The organism is Streptacidiphilus sp. ASG 303 (assembly GCF_020991365.1).
Classification (GTDB): Bacteria; Actinomycetota; Actinomycetes; order Streptomycetales; family Streptomycetaceae; genus Peterkaempfera.
The window spans coordinates 72731-97799 of sequence record NZ_JAJLRA010000012.1; the positions used below are offsets into that span (position 1 = coordinate 72731).

The window sequence follows — 25069 nt, forward strand, 5'->3', positions numbered from 1 at the left end:
GTGCCCGGTGCGGCCCAGGAGTCGATCGGGGCGGCGGCCGGTGCGGGGTCGGAGCCGCAACCCGGTCACCCTCCGGCCTTGCATCGGAGGCCTGGGGTCCGGCCGCGTGCCGTCGGGCATCGGGGCCGAGCGGCCCGGCCGGAGGTCACCGGCGGGTCCGAGTCGCATTCGCTTTGCGATTGGCCTTTTCAATCCCTTTTCGAAGGGAATCGGGTCGGTCGGGCCCGAAGGCCCATCCCGGTGCCTCGGTCCCGACAGCCTTCTTGTAGACATCGCGAACGAAGGTGGTGCAGTTGTATGTTATTAGATTGTATTTTCTTCCCTTGTTCTCCTCAATGTACCGGAGCGCCTTCCTCAGCTGCTCCGGAGTGATTTCCCTCGAGAAAGTCGCATTTGCATCCCGAGGGTCGTCATGGTTTCTGCGCACCTCTCCCGGGCTCGACTCGAGCGGTCGGGCCGTGTCGAATGCACGGGGATAGAACCCGTATGTGGCCGAGGATTTATCAAGGCCCTTTTCGGCGCGTATCGTGACCCATGAGTGGCCCAGATTGACCAGTCTTCTGTTCACGACCGTGTCCCCGACCTGCCTGACCTGGAGATCCAGGGTGTACCGCACGCCCGCTTCTCCCTGGTGCGGTATTCCTTCCACAGGCAGCAAGGGGATACGGGGCTCCTGGTGGATGCCGTCGTTGCGGAGTGCGTCCCCCCGGCGCCCTCCCGCCATACGGTTGACTTCCCCGGGGACGTGGGCATCGCGTCCACCCCGGGGTCGCCCGACCATGGCCTGGTACCCGGGGTCCTGCACCCAGCCGCGGCCCGCCACATAGTGCATTTCCTCGTATCCGGGCGGCCTGTACCGGTTGTTGTGCTCCTGGCCGGCGGGGCGGTACTGAGGGTCCGGTTCCCAGCCCCGGTCGGCGTGATACTGCCAGCCCGGCCCTGGCATGCGACGAAGGGCAGGGGGTCGGCCGCCCTCCGTCCTTCCCGCTTCGTCCGCGTTCTGCCCGTCCCGAGGCGGACCGGCGGCCGGGAGAGGAGCGCGTGCCGGCATGCCGGGCTGCACTGCTCCGTCCTGTCCGTCGTGGGGTCCCGAAGATGCGGGTCGCGAGACGGGGTCCACCCATGCGTGTTCGCGTGTCGTCGGCAGCGTGCGTGCGCGGATCTCCTCCCAGGTGAGCCCGTCGTCCCCCTGCGGATCCACGGATTCGCGACGGGGAGTGCCCCCACCGGGCCCGCCATGGCCGGCGGTTCGGACCAGGGTGTCGATGATCTGCAGGTGGCGCCCGCGCAGGCCGTGGGACGGGAGGCCCTCGGGTGCAGGCTCGTCCATGTCGCCGAGAAGGCTGCCCTCCACATGCGCGCGGTTCGGGTTGGCCGCGTCCCGGTACTCGTCGCGGAGGCCCAGTTGGTGGGCCAGTTCGTGGGCGTATGCCACCGGCCGGGCGTCCACCTGCCACACCCGTTGCGTCATCCTCGTGCCGGCGGTCGTGAGGTCCACGGTCATGTGGGGGGACGCGTCCGGTGCCACGCGCTCCACGGTGACGTGCAACCGGTCACCGACCGGCAGTCCCCGCTCGTCCGGCAGTCGGTGGGCCGGCGCGTTGAAGTACTCCTCGACACCCTGCCGAACGCGGTGCCACACGTCGTCGACCTCGTGCCCGTCGACGGAGCCGCGGAACGCCACCCGTACGGTCAGGTCGGTGACCGGCTCGCCCTTGAATCGGAACCGGCGCACGTCGAACGCGGAGTGCACCACTGTGCGCGGTGTCCGGTCCGGTTGCATGCCCGGTCGGATCCGCTCGCCCTGGCCGCCGTCCGGTTGACCCGCGCTGCTGCCGTGCTGATGCCCGGGTCCGTCGGCCTTGCCGCCTTCCTTGAGGTCCTGGCCGTGGCCTGAGGGAGGACCGTCCGCAACTCCGCTGCCCGTGCGGGGGGCGTCCCGGGCGTCGTCGAGGAGGGCGCCGTGATCGCCGGGGCCGGTGCGGATCCATTCAGCCGTGCCCGCCGGACCGGCGGAGGCGGCGGTCCGGGCGACCACGCGGCTGCCGTCCGGCTGGAGGACGACCTTCAGCGGGCCGGAGAAGGACCAGACGTCCCTGCCGGTCCGTGCGGCCAGCAACCGGGGAAGTGGTCCGTCCGCACCACTGTGCGAGAGGACCAGGACGATCGGGGTTGCGCGGGAGGCGTCCTGGCGGGCCAGGTCGTCGGACATCAGGGCGGCCGCCTCGTCGGCGTCGAGCCGCACGCTGCGCCCGTCGCCCGGAGACGCGGTGATGCCCCGTGCGTCGCCGTCGGCGATGACGAAGAGGGCGTTCCCGTCCCGGACGGGCCAGTCGCCGTCGGGCCACAGCAGCCCGAAGGCATCGGTGTGCTCCTCGACATGGAATCTGTCGGTGACCAGCGGGCCGGCGGGGCCGGGCTCCCGACGGGCCGGCCAGGCATAGTCCAATCCGGCCGTCCGTTCCGCTCCGTCGTGGGACGTCCGTCCCCTGACCGGGGTGCCGACCGCGCGCTCCGCGGTGTCCTGCGCCTGCTCCGGCGCGGGCGGGACGCTGCCGGTCGGCTCCTGTCCGCGGTTTCCGTGGGTGTCCGGTCGCCGCAAGGCGTCCGGAGCCGCCTGGGCCGGGCGTACCGACGCACCGTGTACCGCAGGTGCCGGTCCTGCGGGGCGGGCGTCCGGTGCCGTGGCGGGCCGGACATGCGAGGGTGCGCCGCCGGTTGGGCCGGTGCCGGGGGCCTTGGCGGTTGCCGGGTGGTGGCTCTGGAGGCTGCGGACGTCTGCGGGGTCGAGGGCGGGGGCGAGCGCGCGCAGCGTACGGGCGGCCGCCCGGATCCGGGCGTCGTCGGAGTCCTTCAGAGCCCTCGACAGCTCGCGCAGCCCTGCCACCAACCGGGTGTCCTGCCCGGCGGTCGGCCCTGCCGCCTCCTTGCCCTTGCCTGTGGCGTCGTCCTCGGACGGCTCGTGCCGCGCGATCGTGACGGCTGCCACGATCCGGCGTACGGCGTCCCGGTAGCCCGCCGAAGCCGTGTCGGACCCGATCACCGGGCGGTAGTCCAGCGCCTGGTGCACCAGCCCCGAGGTGTCGAGGAACGCCTCGCGCACCCAGACGGCCGAGAGGGCGTTCTCCTGCGCCCACCGTGCCAGCGGCTCCGGCTCCGGCTCCTCCACGAGGGGTCCGTGGGCTGCCGACGCCTCCTGCGGTGTACCGGTGTGCTGCCAGGAGGCGTCGTCTGCCGAGGTGCCGCTCCCGGCGTCCGAGGCGTTCCGCGCCTGCCACGGAATCTCGGCCGGGTACTCCCGCAGCTCCTGCCGACGGGCGCCCGTTTCGGTGATCTCCTCCGGGCCGGGACCGCCGAGGCCCTCCGCGGAGAAGTCGATGCCCTCCACAGAGAAGTCGAGGCGCTCGGCCTGCTGTCCGAAATGCCGAGAGGCCGTATGGTCGTCCGATCCCCTTGATCCGAAGTCAGGGAGCCTGATGGTGCCGGTGGCCTGCCGTGGATCGGGCTTGTTTCTCCCGTACCAGTCGGACTCGTACTGCGGGGCGGTGGCCTCGATCGAATCGGACAGCAGATCCATGGCCTGACCGGACTCCAGCGCGTCGGTGATCTGTTCCAGGGACCGCCCGCCCTGGAACAGTGCCAGCATGTCCTTGAAGATCACCGGCTTGAAGCCGGCGGCCAGGAGCAGTCGCGGCAGCAGTACGTGGACGTTGAGCCGCCGGTTGGTGTCGTCGTACGGGTGGATGATGTGGATGGTCCGCACCACCCAACCGATGGCCTTCAACTGCTCCCGTGGGCTCTGCGCGGTGTCGAGCTTCTCGTAGAAGCGATCGAAGACCTCGTCCACGATCCTCTCGACCTCTGAGTCCTTGTAAAGGGTCTCGTTCCACATCACGTCCGTCTCGGACCCGAAGTGGCCGGTCCAGGTGAGCGAGTCGGGCAGGATGCCGAAACGCAGCAGAAGGTCCGCCTTGACCATGAGTCTCCTGCCGCTGACCTCTTCCTCGAGCACCGAGGGCGTGGGGGAGTCGGCACGAAGCGGATAATTGGTGGTGTACCCGGCGGCGCCGGATCTGTCCGTCTTCTCCTTCAACTGGGAGCCCACGGTGTCGTGCATGGCCTCGTACATGCTGAAGTCGACACGGTCACCGACGGTCGCCGGATCGTTCAGGTAGCGCTCGTAGGCGGCATTCATGCTGCCCTGAAATCCCGGCGACTGCTGGTGGTCGTACAGTTCCCCGGGGTTGTCGGGGTGCTTCTGTCGTGCCTCCTCGTGGTGCAGGGGATCGAGTTGCAGGCGGTACCACTCCTCGCGGGGCAGCACATCCTCCAGGCGTGCGGCCCGCTCGGCGCCCTGGGGGGTGCTCTGCCGAGAGATCTGCGGCGGGGCATCCTCCGAGGCGAGGTCCTGACCGTGGTCGGCCCCGGGATGTCCGACGTCCTGGTGCAGCGGCTGCGGCACTCCGTCGACCGCCTGCGGCGACCCCGGCTCTCGGTTCTCCGGGCGGAGCGCCGTCTCGACGGCCTGACCGCCGAGCAGCGCGGCGTCCGGCGTCGTGGCAGGCCGGACGTGTGCGGGTGCGCCGCCGACCCGGGCGCTGCGTCCCAGGCCCGCGAGGTGCCGGGCCACAGTCTCCTGGCGGCCCGTGCTGCTGCCCCGGGTGAACGCCGCCCCCAGGGAGGACGCCAGGTGCCGGTAGGCCGTGTGCACCTGTGCGGGCGTCACCTGCTGTCGACTCATCCTCTCCATCCAGGTGTTCACCGAATGGACGAAAATGTCGTCCACCTCGGCGATCCGCTCACCGCCGTACAGGGTGTCGGCGATGAGGCCGGTCCGGTCCCCTTCGGGCCCGAAGGGGACCGGACCCGCAGGGGGCACCTCGTGGTCGTGCTGTCCGACGGCCACCTCCGGCGAGTGCGCAGGCGGCTTCGCGCCGTCCGGCACGTGCTCTGGCACGGTGAAGCCGAGGTGGCGGCCGATCGCGATGAGGTCGTCCCGGGCGAAGCCGCGGTCGCTGGGCGTCAGGTTGAGTGCGCCCAACTCGGCCGTCTTCGCCAGCTTCACCGCTCCGCTGTCGCCGCTGTCGAGCCAGGGCAGAGGGATTTCCGATTTCTTTTCGGCCACCTTGTTGGTGATCCACTGGCCGGAGAGGGTGGGGACCTTGGAAACGGTGATCCGCTGGTAGCCGATGTGCTTGTGCCAGTCCTGCAGACGAGTTGCCTGCAGGTTCCCCTTCTCTTCCAGATAACGGACGTTGTGGCCGATCAGTGCGTACGGCTCCAGGTTGCCGCTGCGGAAGCCGAGGTGCTTGAGGCCCGAACCGCTCTGCCTGGCCAAGTGGTCGAAGACCTTGAACTGGTCGGCGCGACCGCCGTGGGGGAAGTGTGCGCGCCAGGCATCGGACTTCCAGAACTCGGTCATGTCGAAGACGTTGTGGTGTTCTGCGGCCAATCGCCGGTAGGCGTCGGAGCCCGGCCGTCTGTCACCTGCCAGGACGATCGTGGTGTCCGGGGGCAGGAGGCTCACGAGCTGCCGGATGCCGGTGAGGCTGGTGTCATGCTGCGGGTGGGCACCGCCGCGCTTGCCGCTGAACCGTGACCACAGCACCACGTGCGTGCCCTTCACGGGCAGCCCGACCTGCTCCAGGAAGGCGACGACCCGGCTGTCCGGGATGTCGGTCAGCCCCCAGGCGGAGCGGATCTTCGCCGTCTCATGCCCCTGTGCCTTCCAGCGGGTTGCGACCTCAAGGCTGGCCCGCGTGACCGCATGCTGGAAGTGGAGGCTGCGAAGGTTCGCCGGCACCGGCGGGATGACGTCCTCGTACGGCAGCGGCTGCGTCCTGCGCCCCGCCACCCGCGTGTACAGACCGTGCGGGTCGTCGGAGTGGTGGACGTGGACACGGGCCAGCTCGTTCGCCAGTCTGGCATGGAACCTTTCATCGCCCTCCATGGGGTCCGTCCTGGTGCCGGCCTGGTCCGGGTTGAGGCGGGCCTCCTCTTTGAGCTGTTTGGTGACCTCCTTGTTCCACTGCGCCCTCACCTGCGCCTCCAGCGTCGATCGCAGGAAGTCGCCGACCTGGTCCGGGTGCTTCGGTCCGGCCAGCACGGTGACGTGCAGCTTCGGGTTGAGCACCATCGCCGCGGACACGGCGAACATGTCGCCGGTGAAGTTGGCCGCCGTGACCAGCATGCCGCGGTGAGGACCGGGCCCGGCGAAGAACGTGTCCTTGAGGTCGTCCAGCACCGCGTCGAGACGCGCTATGTCAGTCGGGGAGGCGCCGAACTTCTCCCACTTCGCGTGCAGTACCGCCACCTGGTTCCGGCTGGTGCCGACCTTGTCCAGCGTCTCCTTGAAGCGTTGGACGGTGGACACGTCCTCGCGAGCCCCCTTCGAGGTCGCGGGGGTCGCTGCGGACCACCGGACGTCGAGGCCGGATCGCAGCCCCAGCGTTCCGACGCTGCCCCGATCGAGCGACCAGAGGAGGTCGAACAGGTCCTTGTCCTGCTTCTCACCGGTCCGCACCACGAACGAGAGGGCCTTGTCCACGACGGCGTCCATGTCCGACGCCACGGTTATGCCCTGGATGTCGGCGGTGCCGGTGTAGAGGGTGAGCGTGGGGCCGATGGTGATCTCGACGCCGTCGATGTACCCGGTCAGGGCCCGCTTGTCCTTGGAGTCTGCCGTGAAGTCCGTCAACTCGCTGTCCGGCCGTGCCTCGCGGATCGCCGTGTTGACCTGTTCGGCCAGGTCGGCCACGTACGGGATCTCGGCACGGAAGTCCAGGTCGGCGACGGGGCGCGGGCTGGCATGCTTGAGAGCGATCTGCGCTCCGCCGGCCAGCATCACCGGCTGGTTCAGCCTGTCGCGCATCAGCTTGCTGAACCAGCCGCCGATCTCGAACTTGACCTCCTTGGAGATCTCCGGCACCGGCGGGACGGCCGCGTCCCCGGTGCCGGCGGGCAGCCTGCTCGGTCCGGCCTCTGCGGCCGCAGACGCGGTGTCGGCGATCAGCGACACGTCGAAGCGCACGGTCTGCGGGTGCGTGCCGTTGTTGTACGTGAAGAGCAGTTTGTGATTGCCGGGTTTGAAATGCGAGCTGCCGCTCGTCCTCACCGCTGTCCTCAACCCGTCCGGGGCGCCTATGGCGGTCATGATTCGTTCGACGAGTTGGGCACCGCTCACGCTGGTGCCGGTGATCGGTACGGTGAGCCGCCCCTGGCCTTGGAGGGCGGCCTCGTAGGCGTTCTTCAGGTCCTGGGCCATGTCCGCCGCGACAGCTGCCTTGAAAGGGGCGCCGCCGTGCAACCGGGGCAGATCGTGGCCGAGCAGGTAGGCGGCGATGTCCGCGGCCACTCCCCTGGTCGTCGTGGAGGAAAGGGAGCCGTCCGCCGCGAGCGCCCGCCGGGCGTGGAGCACCGTGTCGACATCCACGTGTGCGGTGCCAGGAGCCTCGCGCTGCAACTGGAGGTTCACCTCGTGGTAGAGGTCGGTCTCCGGTGACAGCTCACCCCTGGACGACGAGATCTCGGCTCCTGACGGACGGGGCACATCGGCGGGGAGGGGGGTGGCGGAGTGTTCGGCCGCCGTCTCCGGTCCCAGCGGGTCGCGGTCCCCGGTGCCGTCCTCCGGTCCACGGTCCCGCCGAGGTGTTCCGAATGCGCGGTCGTGCTGCGGTTCCCCGAACAGGGGCACCGTTTCACTCCCGGGCCTCGGGCCGGAGGCGTCCGCAGACCAACCCGGCTGCAGGCCCGTGCTCTGCTCGGAGCCGTGCGCGGCTGCCGGGAGGGCCGGGGAGGGATGGAACGCCATCCATTCGCCCGCCCCGCCGTCAGCCCTGTGCATGACCCCCAGGTGCGTGTACACGATGCTGGTCGGGGCGTAGACGATGCGTCCGGTCGACGCAGCGAGGCGTGTTGCCACCGTTCGGCTGCCGGCCGCCCTGTCCCCGGTGGAGCAGGACACCAGGACGATGGGACTGTCCTCGGGGAGTCGGGAGAAGCTCGGGCGACGCCTGATGTAGCCGCCCAACTGCTTCCCGTCGACATGAATCGTGCCGGCGCCGGTCTGCAGGACCACCGAGGTCTCGGTGCCGTGGGCGTTGAAGAAGTACGGCGTGCGGCCAGGGTGTGCCTCGACCCACGGCAGCGGTCGACTGCTGCCTTCGACCGCCCTTTGATGACGGTCGTCCTCGCTGTGGGGATACCGCCAGTAGTGCGTGGTGCTGGTGAGACCCGCTTGGACGGACTCGCGGCGGGCCTGGTCCGTCGGCGTGTGCGAGGCGCGGCCCACCGGCCGGTGGGCGGCGTCGAAGATGGTGTAGGTGACCACATCGCTGTCCGTGACGGCGGCGTGCCCGGATACCACCACCCCTGGCGGCGGGGCGTCCGCGGTGCGGGCACCGTCCGGTCGCGGCCCCAGGTCGTCAGGGCGGCTGAGGATCCACCCCCCTGCGGCCTCCAGTCCCTCGAAGGGCCTGTTCATGACGATCAGGCGGCGGCCGTCCTTCCAGGGCACCACCTCCAGGGGCCCGCTGAAGGCCCACACGTCCCGGTCCGTCCGTGCGGCGAGCAGACGCGGCAACAGCAGCCCTCCTGCGCCGCCGTGCGAGAGCAGCAGCACGACCGGGGCCCCTGGGATGATCTTGCTCCGGTCGATGTCCGCCGCCATCCGCGCGGCGGACTCCTCCGCGTCGAGCCGGGCAGTCTCCCCGCCGCCGAGCTGGACGGTCATGCCCTCGGCGTCGCCCAGGGCCATGACGAAGACGGCTTCGCCCGAGCCCCCCGCCCGCCAGGGAGGCGTCTCCGGCGATCTGTACAGAGTTCCGCCGTCTGTGCTCTCCAGGATGAAGAGATGGTCGGTGACCAGCAGGCCCTCCCGGCCGGCCGGCCATGTCGCCCGGTCGGCCGACGGGGTGTAGTCGAGGCCCAGCACGGGTGTGGTGCCGCCGACGGCCGTGCTCCCCGTCAGCAGAGTGCTGACAGGCAGTGCCGAGGCGTCCGCAGGGCCCGGGTCCCCGGTCCTCCGGGATGCCGGGACCCTCAGCAACGAGACGGTGAAGTCGAGATCGTGCAGGTCCGCGAAGTCCTCCAGGTCGATACGGGCGTGCCCCATCTGCTCTGCGGACGCACCGCCGTCGTGCACGAGGACCACCTCGTCCACGTCGCTCCAGTCCAGGTCGCCGTGGATCAGCGCGCCGAAGTGGGCCTCCGTCGCCGGGCGCAGCGCCTTGAGGCGTCCCCGGAGGCCGGTGTCGTGGTGGAAACCCGTGGCCTCGGCGAGGGCGAGCCGGACGGCGTCGACGTCCCCGTGGGCCAGCAGGGGGAAGAGGTTGGACAGGCTCAGGTGCGTCTCCGGCGCGTCACCTCCCTGCGTGTCCGCGGTGTCCACCCGGTGGCCGGTGCGCTCGCGCACCCCAGCCTTCCAGCGGATGACCATGCTTCCCGGAGGGGCAGCGGCGGTCCGCTGATACTCGGTGGACACGAGGCGCGCCGGCAGTGACGCCTCCTTGGGGTCCTGCCAGGCCGGCTCCCGGCCGCCGGCCCGTGCCAGGGCGTCGACGAGCGGCACCTGGTGGTCGCCGATCAGCGTCAGCAGCACGGAGGCGTCCGACGGCACGACGCTCACCACGGACAGGCCCTCGACGAGGTGCTGGTGGACGCGCTCCAGCAGGTCGGACGAGTCCTCTGCAACCGGGTACTTCTCCACCCAGTCGGCCCTGATGCCTCGGAGCCTGTCCTGAGCGCTCAACAGGTCCCTGGAGCGGAACTCCTGGGATCGGCGCTCGGTCATGACCAGGGCCGCGGTGCTGCGCTCGCCGACCCGCTCCCATGCCGTGGACCGCTCGGACAGCGCCTCGTAGGTCTTCACGTCCTGGTCGGCGCGGATGAGCTGATGGCTCAGCCACAGCTCCTGTGCGCGGACGGACGCTGCCTGCGTCTGCTCGTCCTCCGGCCCTGCGGAGGCGTCCGACGCCGACAGCGGACGGGTGACGAGCTGTCCCAGGTCCCTGGCGGCCGACCACATGCGGATGAACGACCGGCTCAACCACAGCTCCCATGTGCCGGGGGGTGCTGCCTCCGTCAGCAGGTCCTCCGGCACCGTGGAGGCGTCCGACGCCGACAGCGGATCCGTGATGAGCGATGCCAGGTCCCTGGCGGCCGACCGCATGCGGTCCAGCTCCTGCTGCGGGTCCTCGCCGTCGTGCAGCGCTTTGGCGATCGCGAGATCCGCGGCGCTGGGGACCATGCGCTGGCTGCTGTCCGGGCCCGCCTTCCGCCTGTCCAGCTCTGCGCCGATGAGGGCGGCCTGTCCGAACAGGACCTGCAACTCCTGTTCGGCGGGGTCGTACCGGGAACCGGTCGCCGGCTTCCCCTGCAGCGCGGCACTGAGCTCGACGATGCGATCAGCGCGCGATTCCAGGCCGTACCTCAGCTCGGCGCCGGAGTTGCCGAGGAACGCCGTGAGATCCGCGTTGCTGAGGGAGTCCACCTCCTCCCTGATGGTCTGCACCATACGTGCGAGTTCGGCCTGGTCCTCCGCCGTTGCGGCCTTCTTGCCGCGGTCGAGCACCTCGCGGTTCAGCCTGCGCAGGCTCCGCCACCGGTCCTGGTCGCGCTCGAAGGTGTCCGGGACGTCACGCTGCGGTGAGCGCCGAAGCGGCACGTCCAGGGGGTGCCGTGCCACAGGCATCACCGCGGCGGCCACTGCCTTCTCGAGATCCTCCGCCGACTCCGGCACGCCTCCTTCGGTCGGAGCGGGCCCGGGATGCTCCCTCTCCGCCGGTGCGGGCGGCAGCGCCTCGTACTCCGCGGACGCCGGGTCCGGGCCCGGGACGGTCTCCCCGGCCGCGGTCTCCGCCGCCTGCTGTGCACGGATCCCGCGGTCAGGGACGTCGGTGCTCTCCTGCACCGCCCGTGTCCCCGGCGCCGTCCGCTCCTCCGGTGCCTGCCGTTCCTCCGAGGACTCCGGCCCTCCCGGGGAGCGCGTCCCGTCCGCAGGTGCGGCGTCGGCCGGGCGCTGTGGAGCGGTGAGGGAGTCCGGCGCCTGCGTCCCCGCCCCCCGGGGACCCGCCCCGTACTGCTCGAACCGTCCCATCAGCCCCTCGGGATCGGCGTGGCCCCAGGCTTCGAGCGCCCTCCGGGCGCTCTTCAAGCGCATGTCTGCGGCGGCGAGCGCGATGGCCTTGGCGCCCTCGGCGTCCGAGGCCGCCGCGGAGAGGGCGCGGTCCTGCTCTCCCCTGGCCTCCGGGGTCGTGCCCCCGAGCGCCTCGACCCTCTGGTGGGCGTCCCGGTACCTCCGCCATGCCTCCGCACGGGTCGAGGGGAAGCCGTCCGGCTGCTTCGTCAGGTTGGGCCGGAAGCCTCCGGCGTCCGCGTCCAGCACCGCGGACCAGTCGGCGTGGTCGACGGCACGGGTCCCCACGGTCCCGAGGGGCGCGCGCGCCGCCGCCTCCTCCTCCCCGGGGCGGTCCACGTCCGGCACACCGAAGTCCCGGCCGCCGGTGCCGACCGCCTCTCCGCTGTCCGCGGTCGTCCGGTCCCCGTCCCGCAAGGACGGGGACCGGGGAGTGGCCTGCGGCGCCGGCCCGCCGCGCGCGGACTCCCCCGGGGCGAGTCCGTGCGCGGCGTTCTCCACGGTCAGGTCGACGTCCTTCGGAGAGTGCTCCCGTACCACCGCGCGCAGCATGTCCAGCACCTGTCGCGCGTCGGTCCCGTACCTCCGGGCGTCGCGCTCCTGCTCGGCACCGACCCGCAGGGCCTCCTCGCCGCCGTCCGCCGGTGCGTCGCGGTGCGCCGCGAGGCGCTCCGCCTCGGCGCTCCAGTGGGACGCGGCTGCGAGAGCCCGCCCGAAGAGGTCCTCGAGCCGGGGGTGCAGCGTCCTCAGGCGTTCGCGCAGGCGGGCGACCTCCACGGAGACCGCGTGGTCGAAGCTTCGCTGCTGCTCCCACGACGTCCGGTAGATCTCGCCGAGGTCGTCGGCGTTCAGGCCCACCTCGTCCACGTCCCGCCGCAGGGAGGGGTCCAGCAGGCCGGCCCGCTGCGCCTCGTCGGCGGACAGGGACGTGCGGCCCGGGGCGCCCGGGTCGGACGGGTCGAACGCGTGGACGCGGCCGGAGGGCTCCGCCCAGCGGCTCCGCACGGTGCCGTCGGGGAGGGCGACGTCCAGCCGGATGTGCGCGTCCAGTTCGTGGGCGATGCCGCGTACCAGGTGGTCGTGGGACAGGTGGGTGAGGGCGATGACGCCGGGCAGGCGGACGGGACCGGGCGTGAAGCCGGCCTCGGCCGTGAGCAGGTCGCGTACCCGGTTCACCTCGCGGATGACGTCGCCGGTGGTCTCGTCGGTGGTCCCGGCAATGCCTGCGGGGTCGGGACGGCCGGCCGTCTGCCGCAGGTACCGCTCGTAGCGGCCCAGGCTCTCGGGCTTCCGGACCCCGGGATCCACCGCCGCGGCCTCCGCCAGGTCGGCGCGCATGGTGTCGACCGCCCACTGCAGGGCCTCGCGGTGGGCGTGCTCGGCCAGCGCGGACGGGTCGTGGGTGAGCACCACGGCGGCGGGCACGGCCCCGGCCTGCTCCCGCACCCGCCGGGCGACCGCCTGGTGGATGCGCCACGCGTCGACGCCGGGGTCCTCTGCCGCCTCCGCCACGAGGGTGTCGAGGGCGAACCGCGGCGCGCTCCCCTCGAGGGCCGCCCAGCCCCGCTCGTCCACGGTGGCCTGGTGCGCCGCCTCGGCGATGCGGGCGCGGAACCCGTCGACCTCCTCCTGGAACATCTCCGCGTAGACGTCCCCGGTGAACGGCTCGCTGCGGTGCCGGCTCGCCGGCGCGGCGGGCCACAGCAGGTGGTCGTCGAAGCGCTCCCCCTCCAGCCGGTAGCGGCCCCGCATCCGGACCAGGTAGACCGGTCCCTGCTGTTTGACGTGCTGTTCGCGCCGGTAGTTGCCCGTCGCGGCCCCGGACACGTTCATGGCGGTGCTGCGGCCGGCGCCCGCCCCTCCCTGCAGGGAGTCCACGACGGGCGCCGTGTGGGCGGAGGAGTGCTGCGGGTCGTGCGTGCCGGAGCCGTCGACCCCCCCCGAGAGGCGGGGCAGGCCGGTGCTGCTGCTCGACGTGGTCCCGCCCTGGTGCTTGCTGTACCGGCCCGTTCCCGTCCCCTCCAGCTCTCGGAGCACCTGGAGGTCGGTGAGTTCGCCGTGCAGCCACACCCGGGCCCGCGCGGAGGGCTTCCCGCCGATGAACAGGTCGCCGGCGAGGAGCACCCTCTTCCCCGCCGACGCCGACCGGAGCTGGTTCTTCATGTGGGAGCGGGACAGCAGCTGGTCCAGGACGGCGGTGGCGTTCTTCGTGTTCCCGGCGGTGTTTTCGCCGAACATATCGGCCAGGAGCCTGTGCCCGGCGGGTACGGCGTCGTCCAGCAGGACGCCGGAGACGTACGCGTCGCCGGGCAGTTCCGGCAGCGGCCTGAGGTCGTGCGTCTCCGGTCCGTGCAGCGGCAGGGACTCGGCGACCCCCCGGGGGATCTTCAGGGTCAGGGTGCCGGTGGCGGTGGCGGGAGCCGGGTCCGAGGCGGGCACCTCGCCGTGGAGCAGCATGCCGGCGAGCCGGTTGTTCAGCGGCCGGTGCGGCATCTCGACGCGGCGCACCCCGACGGTGAGCCTGTGACGGACCTCCACCGTGTAGTGCCCGTTCCAGTCGTAGACGGTCTGCTCCGTCATCGTGCCGTCCCCCGTGGCCAGGCCGCGCCGGCGCCCGCCCCCGAGGCCGAGGTTCCCAGTGAGGGACCAGTGGTCCTGGCCGCCGCCCAGCGTGGCCGGTCCCACCGTGTCCGTCGTGCCCCTGGTGGTGCCCTGCGAGGTGACGACGTATCCGTGCTCGTAGTTCTCCAGGCCGGCTTCCGGACGGAAGCCGGTGACCCTCGGCGCCGACACCAGGACGTCCGAGACGGTGATCTCGACGACGTCCGACATGAGCCAGCCCTCGGGGTTGACCAGGTAGAACTTCTGTCCGTGAGGGGAGAGGACGTCCTCCCACATCGCCACGTCGCGGCCGTCGGCCAGCAGGCCCTGCAGCGCGTCCACCGCGCCCTGGAGGCGTCCGATCCGCCGCTGCCTGACGCTCCACACGTCCGGCTTCGCGGCGAGCAGGCCCGGTGCCACCGCGTCGACCCGGCTGCAGACGATGTCCCAGGTGGAGCGTCCGTCGTCGTAGGCCACCTTCTCGACGCCGCTGTGCCCCAGAGTCCGGCCGCCCGGGTCCTCGCGGGTCAGGTACTCCGGGAGCATGAGCGCGCCGAAGGGGTCCTGCGGGTCCTGCAGGGCCAGTCCGAAAATCTCCTCGAAGCGGTTTCTGGCACCCTGGTCGAGCACCGGCAGCGTGCCCTCGCCGTGCAGCGCCGCCAGCGTCCGGGCCAGGGACCTGCGGTCGGCATCCAGGGAGTCCAGCGCGTCCGCCGTGCGCTGGCCGGTCTCGTCCAACGGCCGGGGGCCCGGTTCGGGGACCTCGTCGACCCAGCGCGACAGGACACCGGCGACGGTGTTCCCGCTCAGGCGCACCTCGCCCTTGTTCCACCGGTTCAGCACGTCCGCCAGCTGACCGTCGGACAGGGGCAGGGTGTCCGCGGCGTAGTACTCCAGTGCGGCCGGCTCGGGCAGCAGGAAGAGCATCGTGCGCCCCTCCACCCGGCTGCTGCCGGAGGCGTAGAAGGCCCGGGCGAACTTGCCGTGCTTCTCCAGGCTTGCGGTGACCTCGAAGCCGACCTTCGTCCCGAAGGCGTAGGCCCGGTTGAAGTCCAGCTGGATCTGCTCCTTGCCGCCCGTGCGCTCCAGGGAGCGCGAGGTGCCCCACTGCCATGTCCGGCCCGCGCCCGCACCCCCCTGGAGGGATCCGGCGCCGCGGGGGGAGTGCACCGACCCGCCGGCGGACGTGCGGACGCTGACGCCGAACGAGGTGCCCTGGAACGCGCCGGTCGACGCCTGGGAGAGCCAGAGGTTGATGATCCCCAGCACGAACGGGCTGTCGGTCGCATCCAGGAACCTCGTCGGCCCCAGGTCTCCCCTGATGTCCACCGCGGCGAAGGTGTCCCGGAAGAAGCCCGCGTCGAAGAGCTGGTCGGTGGTGTACGCACCGCCGAGGATCTCCTTCAGGTGCGCCTGCACCTCGGCGGTGCCCGTGAACGCGGAGAGCTCGGCGTCGACCTCGCCGTGCGGACCGGCCAGTTCGCCGAGCACGCCGGCTGCGGCCTCGTGCAGACCGGTCGCATCGAGGAAGTAGACCACCGCCCGGTCGAGCACCGAGCGCGGCGTCGGCCCGGCGGAAGGGGCGCTGCCGTTCCTTCCGTACCCGAGGGGGAGCAGGCGGGTCTCCGCCGGCTGCTGGTGGAGGACGTACGGCTCCGGGTCGCGCGCCTCCTTGCGGAACATGTGCCACGGCCTGCCGCCCTGGAAGGCGATGGTCACCGTGTAGTCGCTGAAGAGGACGTGCTTGTTGACGACACCCGCGTACTCCATCAGCTCCGGCCGGTTGTTGAGGAAGCCGACCTTCTGCGACGCGCCGCCCGACCGTGCGATCTCGAACCCCAGGGCGCCGTCCTTCGGGTTCTTGAAGAAGCTTCTGACGTTCAGGGAGAGGCCGAACCTCGTCGTGCCGCTGCCGAATTGACCGGACGTGTCCATGCCCATGGAGAGGTTGACGACGTGCTCCCGGTCGGTCGACCCCTTGAACTCCGCGACCCTGTCCTCGTTCCGGACGGCCCGGATGGTGACCGTCGCGCCGACCGGGCGGAGGCGGACGGCCGACAGCCCTCGCGACGGCCGTTCCAGCCGGAAGACCAGGCCTGTCTGGTGGATCTGGGTGTAGTGGGAGGAGATCCCCCGCGGCGACACGAACTTGTCGAGGATCCGCTGGTTGTCGATACGGGCGTTGCGGCCCTCGCCGGTCGACCACCGGGATTTCCGGCTCAGGTCCTTGTCCGTCGGCAGGAAGCCCCGCCGGCCGAGCTCCCGCATCAGCCAGTCCCTGATGAGGTTCACGCTCTTCTCGTCGGGCTGGACGAGCCCCATGCCGATGCCCCGGCCCTCGGCGACGTGGTCGGGCGGAGCCAGGTGCACCGGATCCCCCTCCCTGCGCCCGGTCCCCCGGAGCAGGTCGGGTGCGTACGGCACGGTGGTGCGGTCCAGCGGTACCGGTGCCGCGCGGTCCTCCGTGGACCCCACCGGATCGGGCTTCAGTCCGAGCGAGGCCATGACCTCGCTCGCCCAGTCCGACGCGGTGTCGGCCGGGGGGCGCAGCGCCTCGCGGTCGACGGGGAACCCGTGGGCGAACGCGTCGGGTTCCGGCATCATGACCAGCGCCTCACTGCGGACGCTCCCGGTCGTGACCGAACCCTTCCCGGGCACCGAGACGACGGCGTGGTGGTCGAACTCCACGGAGTAGCCGGCGGTGTGCCCCACCCAGCGCGGCACGGTGACGTACAGGCCCGTGCGTCCGGCCTCGTGGCCGTCGGACCTGGACCACGTGGGCCCCGCCGACGCGCTGACGCCCATGCCCCGGTCGGGGGACGAGAACGGCAGCAGGTCGACCCCCGCTCCCACGGAGACACCGAGCGAGTGGCTGACGGCGTGGCTCCCGGACACGCCGTCGATCATGGTCCTGACGTCCTCGATGTGGGCCTTGTCGCTGGTGGCGCCCACGCGGCCGGATCCCGGCACGCGAACAGAGCGCAGACGGACCTCCGCCACGGGTCGGCCACGGCCGTCGTAGAGGTGGAACCGGTAGCCGTGAGGTCCCTGCACCGCCTCGACGAGGTGCGCGTCCAGCTCGTAGATCCTCGCGAGCTGCCGGCGCACCGGACCGCCGACCGCCACGTCCACGCCCCGGGAGTGGAGCGCACCGACGACCGCGTCGAAGAGCGGGGGCAGGTTGGTGAGCGGCGAGGCGAAGTGGCGTGCGGGCAGCGTCTCCGCCGACCCGAGGACACCGGTCGCGGTGACCTGCTCGGGCGGCGTGCCGAGGTGGTGGTCGGCCACCCACAGCAGGAGCCGCTCGTCCCCCGGGACCGTGACCGGCCGGGCGGCGATCTCCTCCCACGGCGTGAGGCGCTCCTCGTCGGTCCGGACACGGAAGGACCACTCGGGCCGGTAGGTGACCAGGGTCGGCTCGGCACGTGTGTCCAGGACCTTGCCGCCCTCCGCGTCCCCGACGTGGGTGGTCGAGCGGCTCGATGCGTTGGCCGAGGCGGAGACCGAGACGTTGGCGTGGATCCCGTGGGCGACACCGGGGCCCAGGCCGATGCCGACGGCCCCCGAGAGGCTTCCGCGGGTCGCGCTCGTCGGGCCCGAACGTGACCGGGTCACCGCTCCCGTCGCCATCGACGCGTTCACCACCTCGGTCGCGCGGAACCGTTCCGCGGACTGCTTGCGGTCCGGCACGAGACCGAGCGGCCCGGCCGCCCCGTCCGGTGCGTCCGCCGCATGAGCCTCCTCCTCGGGCTCCTCCGGGATGGTCTCCAGGCGGGACGGCCCCACCGGCGACGCGTCGGTACTCCGTTCCACCCGCGGATCCCGCGGGTCGAGGGAGACCAGCACCTCGACCGGGCCGAGGTCCAGGTGCAGTCCGGTGGGTCCGGAGCCCTCCCGCCCCGGGACCAGGTACCGGTAGTTGCCCAGCAGGGTGTGCGGAAGCTCCTCCCACCGGTGCGCCGGAACCTCCGACCCCGCCTCCTCGACCACCTTCCGCAGTTCGGCGACCACCTCGGTGAGGTACGGCAGCGACGCCCTCGGCACGCCGATCCGGCGCACGCCCGGATCGGCCGCCACGACCGTCCCGAGGTGCTGCGGGTGGGGGCCCCCGCCCCCGGGCTGCTCCTCGTGCGGACGTCCGCTCGGCCCCGCCGGGGCGCCCGTGTGCTTTGCGGGGCTGTCCGCCGGGAGATCCCCGCCCCGCACACCCTCCTCCCACATCCGTACCGGCTCCGCGCCGTTGGCGATGTGCCCGTCGGCCTCGGTCTGCTTCCATCCGGGGCGCGTCGGCTCGGTCGCGACCTCGTGGTGCAGGAGTGACTGCCCGGGCCCGTCGAGCGACGACGGGGCTTCCTCGGGGGAGTCGCCGAGCGTGTCCGCGTCGGCGGCCTGCACGGTGGACCCGGGACGTGCTGCGGCGATCATCCGGTCCACGTCGACGTGGTCCACGAGGTGGCCGTGGTCCTGGAACCTGGTGGGCTGCTGCCGGATGAGCTGCGCGGCGACCGCCTCGACGCGCGAGGCGGGGTCCAGCTCCCCGAACTGCCGGCCGTGGCGTTGTGCCAGCTCCTCGCCGGCCCGGAACGCCTCGTCGTGGGTGATCTGCGGTCCCGCGTGCGTCCGCATCCAGTCCACGACCCGGTCGGCCTCCCGCATCCGCCCGACCACGCGCTCGGCGATCATGTCGATCCGCACCTGAGGCTCCAGGTGCCGGAACCGCCGGCCGTACTCCTGTGTCAGACCGTGCCGGACGAGGTCCACGAGCGCGGCCTGGGGGGGACTGGTCGGCCCGCTGCGCTCCGTGACGGCGCCGAGCACGGCCTTCTCCTCCAGCATCTGTGCCGCGACGCCGCGGGCCTGCACCTCGACGGGCAGCCGCTGGAAGGAGTCCCCGAACTCTTGCGTCAGGCTGCCGCGCAGACGCTGCAGCTCGTGGTCCGTGACCGGGTCGCCGTGTCCGTGTCGCAGCAGCGTCCGGAAGACGGCGCGGTCCAGCTCCTCGCGGGAACGCGCCAGCCGGGCGGCGAGGTGGAGGACCTGCTGCTCCTGCGGCAAGTCCGCGAAGGCGGAGTGTTCTCCCGCCGACTCCTGCAGGACGTGCTCGACCTCGCCGGGCAGGAAGGTGTGGCCCTGCCTCCTCCACAGCATCCGGCGGGCGTCGGTGGCCACGTCCCGGCGCTCGGACCCCTGCTCATGCTGCGCCTGAACCTGGGCCTGGTGGTGGGGCGGGGTGTGCGGGGCGGCGTCCTCGGTCTCCCGCGGCGCCTGGGGCGCGGGGTCCGCGTGGCGTGCCTCGGCCCGGGTTGCACGGCCGCGGGTTTGCGTCCGGGGAGGGTGCGCATGCATGGCGGAGGTGGCGGCGGCGTCGCGCTCCGGGCTGATCTGCGCCTGCACCTGGACCTGGGCCTGATGGGGAGCGGAGTCCGCGGGCCGTGGGGCGGTGGCCTCGGCCGGTCCCGCAGGCGCGGGCCGTCCGGCGCCGGTCTGGTGCGGTGCGTGCTCCGCGGGGCGCGCGGCGCCGGGGGAGGGCTCGTGGGTGGTGCCGGGTGAGAGCTCGGCGGTGGCACCGGAGCCTTTCGGGTCCGCAGTGCCCGTGCGCAGGGGCGCGGTGCGGGCGGAGGTGACCGTCTGGTGGAAGGCGTTCTCGTGGTGGCGCTCGTGTGCGAGCCAGGCGGCGGTGTCCTGCTCTACCGGGGCCCACAGCTCGTCGTAGCGGGTGATCGTCTCCTCGCGGAAGTCCCGGCCGATGCGTGTGACGGCCGCCTGTTCCACCACGTAGTGGTGGGCGGGGCTGTCGGGGTGTCCGAGGATCTCGGTGAACTCGCGTGCCGTTCTGTGCAGGGTCCGCTGCAGGTCCGCCTCGTGCGCGATGCGCGCTTCGAGGGTGGCCTTCAGCCGCTCCAGGCCCTGCGCCCAGGGGCGGGCGGGCGGCGCGGGCGCGGCGGCGTCGGAGGCGGGGGCGGCGGCGTCGGGAGTGGTGGTGGACGGGTCGGGGTCCGGGACCCGGAAGTCGTGCCGGGCCCGGTGGCCGAACCAGTCCGCGTCGTGCGCCCGTTCCACCTCCTTCTCCCACGCGGTGGTGAGCCGTTCGTGTCCGGCCGGTCCCAGCTCGGCGCCGTTGGCGAGGTCGTCCTCGAACCGGGTGGTGCCCTCCTGCAGCAGACGGCGGGCGTCTGCCAGCCGCTTCTCGCGGACCTGGGCGTACTCCAAGCGCTCGCGCAGGGAGTCCTCGCCGGTCACGCGCGCGAAGTGCTCGGGCCAGCGGCCGTCCTGTTCGGCGGCGTGCAGGGCCGCGTGGGCGGCGCGCAGCTGCTGCTGGAAGTCCTTCAGCGTTCGCGCGGCGGCCTCCTCGCCGAGGTGGCCGCCTGCCGCTGCGTCCTCCTGCCAGTCCTCCCGGCACTCCTCGAAGACGCGGGTGGCGTGCTCGACGTGCCGTTCGCGGTCGCTGAGCCGGGTGATCTCCTCGCGCAGCTCGCCGCGCAGCCGGGTGAGGTGTGCGTCCAGGCGGGTGCCGCGGGCGGCGGCGGCGCCGGGCGTGGGGTCGTGGAAGGCCTCGTCGACCGCCCGCAGGTACTTCAGCTGCATCCGCACCCTGACCTCGCGCACGGTGGCGGGGGGGTCGGTGCGCTCGGCCTCCTTCAGCAGGTCCTCGCGCAGCAGCTCCTGGGAGAGGGGGTCCGGGGCGAGCAGCTCCTGGTCAAGGAGGTCGGGGTCCTCCTCCCGCACGGGCGCCGGGTCCTCTTCGGCGGGCAGGTAGCGGCCCTCGAACAGGTCGGTGGCGCGGAACTCGGTCAGGGCCTGCTCGAAGTCGGCCTTGAACACCTCCAGGTGCCGGTCGAGCTGGAAGGCCTGCTCGACGATGCGCTCCAGCTGCCCGCGGACCTGTGCGCGGGCGGTGTGCCACTGCTCGGGGGGCACTCCCGCAGGTCCGGCGTCGCGGGCCAGGGCCTGGTAGGCGTCGCGCAGCTCGGCGCGATAGTCCTCCTCGGCCCGCTCGCGGATCGCCCGGAGACGGTCCGGGTCGCGCCGGGCGAACAGGTCGCCGTCGGCGGACCTCGTCACCTGGGCGGCGACCTCCTGCGCGATGTCGCCCGCGGCCCGCTGGAAGCCCTCCTCGGTGAACAGCCGCTCGTGGTAGGCGGCATCCCGCTGCTGGATGTACTGCTGGTACCGCTCCCTCCGCCCGCCCGACTCGTCCTGCGCCCGCGGCCCGTGACCCTCGGGCTGTTCGGGCTGTGCGGACGGCGAGGCGGGGCCGCGGCCGAGGCCCGCGCCCTCCTCGTCCGCTGCCGGTGCGGCATCGTGCGGGGGCCGGTGGACGCCGGCATCCGGGCGGGCGCCGGGGTCCTCGGGGCCGGGGCCGGGGGCGGCGGTGGCCGGGCGGGACCCGTCCCACGCTTCCGCACCCGTCTGGGGCCCGAGGTGAACTGTGGCGTGGGGGCCGTCGCCCGGGTCGATCGAGAACCGCTCCCGATGGCCACCGTCGGCCGTGCCGGCGGTATCGGAGGATCCGGAGTCGTCCCCGGTGTGCGGCGAGGACCACTCCTCACCGCCGGCCGCCGGGGCGTAGTCGCGCCCTGTCGGCGCAATCGACATCAAAGGAGAAGGGTTGCTTTCCCCGGAGTCGAGCAGCACGCCCATCCCGGGATCCGGCGGCGTGGTGTCCCGTGCGGCCGCGGGCGGCGGCCCGTCGGCGCGCGCATCGCCGCCGGCGGTGGCCGGGCGGGACCCGTCCCACGCTTCCGCACCCCTCTGGGGCCCGAGGTGAACTGTGGCGTGGAGCCCGTCGCCGAGGCCGGTCGAAGACGGTCCTGAGGTGGCGTCCGGCAGGGGCAGGTGGCCGCTGCCGCTGTCCGGGTCGGGGCCCAGGAGGGTGGTCAGGTGGGTGAGGAGGTCTTCGGTGCTGGGGGCGGTGCGGGTCTGGTCGGGATGGGTCAGGGGTGGCGAGTCGTCGATGCCGGAATCGGGGTCGGTGCCCGGGCGCTGACGGGCGGGCGGGTCCTGGGGGCGTGGGGCGGTGTTGGGGCCTGTGGTGGTGTCGGCGGGCCTGGCGGGGCGGGTGTCGTGGTGGGGGGTGGTGGCCGTGCTGGCGGTGCGCGGGACGGGGGTCGTGTTCCGGGGGGGGGTGGTGTCGCGGGTGGGGGCGGGGTCGGTGGTGGTTGTGGTGCGGGGTGCGTCTGTGGTGGTGCGGGGTCCGCTGAGGGCGGGGGTTTCCGGTGTCGTGGTGGCGGGGCGGGGGCCGTTCGGCGCGGGGGCGGGGGCCGCCTCGGTGCGGGGGGCGGGGGCCGCGTGTGCGGGGGTAGGGGCGGGGGCCGCCTCGGTGCGGGGGGCGGGGGCGGGGGCGGTGTCGGGGTGGGGGGTGAAGTGGGTGGTGAAGCCGGGGAGGCCAGGGGCGGTGGTACGGGCGACGGTGCCACGTGCGGGGGCGGGGGTCTGGGTCGTTGCGGGGGTGGGGCGGTGGTCCTGGGGGGCGGGGGCGGCGGAGGGCGCGGCCTGCCCGGGGCCCGTGGCCGTATCCGTGATGATGTCCGGCCGGGCGGCCGTGCTGCCGGTGATGTCCGATGTCCTGGTGGTGTGCGGGGTGTGGAGGCTCCCGCCGCCGGTGCCGTCGCCGGTGGTCCGGGTCCCGGCGGCGGTGCCCGTCCCGCCACCGGGCTGGGCGGCGGCAGGGGCCTCCCCGGCGCCGGTGCCGGTTTCGGTTCCGGCGGTGGTGGTCTGCGTGGCTGTGTCGGTGCCGTCGTGGGGGCCGTCCGGGGTGTGTGTGACGAGGAGGACCTCCCCACCGCCGCCGGTCCCGCCGGTGCCGGTGTCCGTCCCGCCGCCGGTCCCGCCGGTCCCGCCAGTGGTGCCGCCGCCGGTGGTGCTGGTGGTGGTGGCGTCGGGTCGGCCGGAGGGGGAGGAGGGGGCGGGCGGGTCGCCGGGCAGGTGCACGTTCAGCGCGTCCGGCAGGTGGGGGGTGGGGACCTTGACCCCGGCCTCGTCCTTGGCCCCGCCGCCGAAGCGGCGCTTGTTCCCCCCGCCGGACAGGCTGCCGGCCATGCCGGCGGTGAACGACCCGGCCACGCCCCAGGTGTCGTTGAGGTCACCGGCCAGCGCCAGGTACGAGGCGCCGCCCACCGCTGCGCCGAGCACGAACTTGCCCCCCAGCGACCCGGAGAACTTGGGGAACCGCGCCGCGCCCGCCCCGAACACCAGCCCGCCGATCGCGCCGGAGACCGCGCCGGACTTGACCGTCTGGACCGTGCTCTCCACGCTCCACTTGGTGCGGTCCTTCTTGATCCATATCTGGTAGGCCTGGATCAGGGCGTCCGGCAGCACCATCATCGCGGTCCCCAGCGCGATGCCGGTCATCATGTGCCGCAGGATCATCTTCACCGCCGCCCGCGCGGAGGCCACCAGCGCCGGGACCACCTCCGGCGCGTAGTAGATCCACATGGCGATCTCGGCGGCCAGCCACAGCAGCTGGAAGAGGATCATGAGCTTGGCGTACTCGACCTGCACGGCGTTCTCCCGCGCCAGGTCGCCCAGCGACCGGGAGGCGTCGGCCAGGTCGGGCAGGCTGCCCTGCAGCTGCTCCATGAACGTGCGGAACTCCTCGGCCACCTGGCCGCCGACGTTCTCCAGCACCGCGCCGCCGGCGGACCCCAGCTGGCTGCTGATCCGCACCAGGTCCCGCGCGGCGCCCTGCCAGACCTCGTTCAGCGACTGCAGCCGGTCCTCGTCGCCCTGGGGCCATCCCTGGCCCACAGCCAGGTGCGCCACCCATGACAGCTCCGGCGGCATCTGGATGCTCACGCCCGGACCTCTTCCTCGTCCCCGGACGCCACCGCACCGCCATCGCCCGGCACCACGCCGGCCACGGACTCCACCCCGGGGGACACCACGACCAACGACCCTTCGCCACCAGCACCCAGCGGATGGCTCTCCACCAGTTCCTCCTCGGTGGTCTGGGCGTTTTTCGTGGTCTGGGCGTCCTTGCTGGTCCGGCGTTGTGCGGGTTCGGCTGCGGTGGTGGGTCGGTTCGGGTGTCCGGTGGTGGTGGGGGTGCCGCCGACGGAGGGGGCGGGAACTGCGGTTCGGGAGAGGAGGGGGAGGCCTTCGGTGGCCGGGGTCTCCTCGGCGGTCTGGACGTCCTCGGCGGTCTGGACGTCCTCAGCGGTCTGGGCGTCCTCAGCGGTCTGGGCGTCCTTGCTGGTCCGGCGTTGTGCGGGTTCGGCTGCGGTGGTGGGTCGGTTCGGGTGTCCGGTGGTGGTGGGGGTGCCGCCGACGGAGGGGGCGGGAACTGCGGTTCGGGGGAGGAGGGGGAGGCCTTCGGTGGCCGGGGTCTCCTCGGCGGTCTGGGCATCCTTGCTGATGGGGCGGTTCGAGCGGCCGGGGGTGGCGGGGGTGGCGCCGGTGGTGGTGCGGCCGGGGGTGGCGGGCGTGCTGCCGGTGGTGGTGGTCGACGGGTTGCCTGTCGTGGGGGGTGTGCCGCCGAGGGTGGTGTGGCTGGTTGTGGGCGCGCCCGGGGTGGCGGGGGTGCTGCCGGTGGTGGTGGTCGACGGGTTGCCTGTCGTGGGGGGTGTGCCGCCGAGGGTGGTGTGGCTGGTTGTGGGCGCGCCCGGGGTGGCGGGGGTGCTGCCGGTGGTGGTGGTCGACAGGGTGCCTGCGGTGACGGGCGTGCCGCCGAGGATGTCCGGAGTGCCGGTGCCGGTGCCGGTGGTGGCGTGGCCGGGAGTGCTGGTGAGGGGTGCGCTGCCGCTGTCGGAGGGGACCCCGGTGTCGCCGGAGGGTGGCCCCGGGACGAGGGTGCGAACGCCTGGGGTGCCCGTGTTCTTCGACGTGGTCTGGTTGTTGTGAGCCCCCGCGCCGCTCCCGTTCGACGAACCCTTGTCCGTGCCGGAGGAACCCGGGCCGTCGATGTAGCGGATGACTGTCGTCGTGGACTGCTCCCCGTCTTTCCCCTTCGAGAGGTCGGCGAGGGAGTCGGCGTTCTCCTGCTCCAGCCGGGTGTACCGCTTCGCCATGGTGTTGATGCCTTCAGCGGTGCTCAGCAGGATGTCGGCGAAGTTCCGCAGAGCCTCCAGGACCTGGTCCCGGGGGTGTTCGTACTGCTCCAGGAACAGCTTGCCGCCGGCGTCGTCGCCCCAGCAGGGACCGAGTGCGTCCAGCGCCGAGGTGAGTTCCGCCCCGACCCCTCTGACGTCCGATGCGACCTGCTCGACACCTTCGATGGCCTTGGCAAGGCCTTCGGTGTCGACCGAGAACCTGTCACTCATCGGAATCTCCTGGGCGTTGCGGGGCCGCCGGCTGCGTCATGACGGTCGTCAGGACCACAGGGCCGGGTCTGCGGGG

The 25069-nt window shown here is 72.6% G+C and carries 2 protein-coding genes; both read right to left on the reverse strand.

Annotation, left to right across the window (positions count from 1 at the left end):
- Positions 1-145: 145 nt before the first annotated feature.
- Complete coding sequence (locus tag LO771_RS17295) at positions 146-23530, reverse strand: hypothetical protein (RefSeq protein ID WP_230653510.1); 23385 nt, start codon at positions 23528-23530, stop codon at positions 146-148.
- On the reverse strand, positions 23527-24993 hold the full coding sequence (locus LO771_RS17300) for a WXG100 family type VII secretion target (protein ID WP_230653395.1): 1467 nt from the start codon (positions 24991-24993) through the stop codon (positions 23527-23529). The genes LO771_RS17295 and LO771_RS17300 overlap by 4 nt, the downstream gene beginning before the upstream one ends.
- Between the last annotated feature and the right edge of the window lie 76 nt (positions 24994-25069).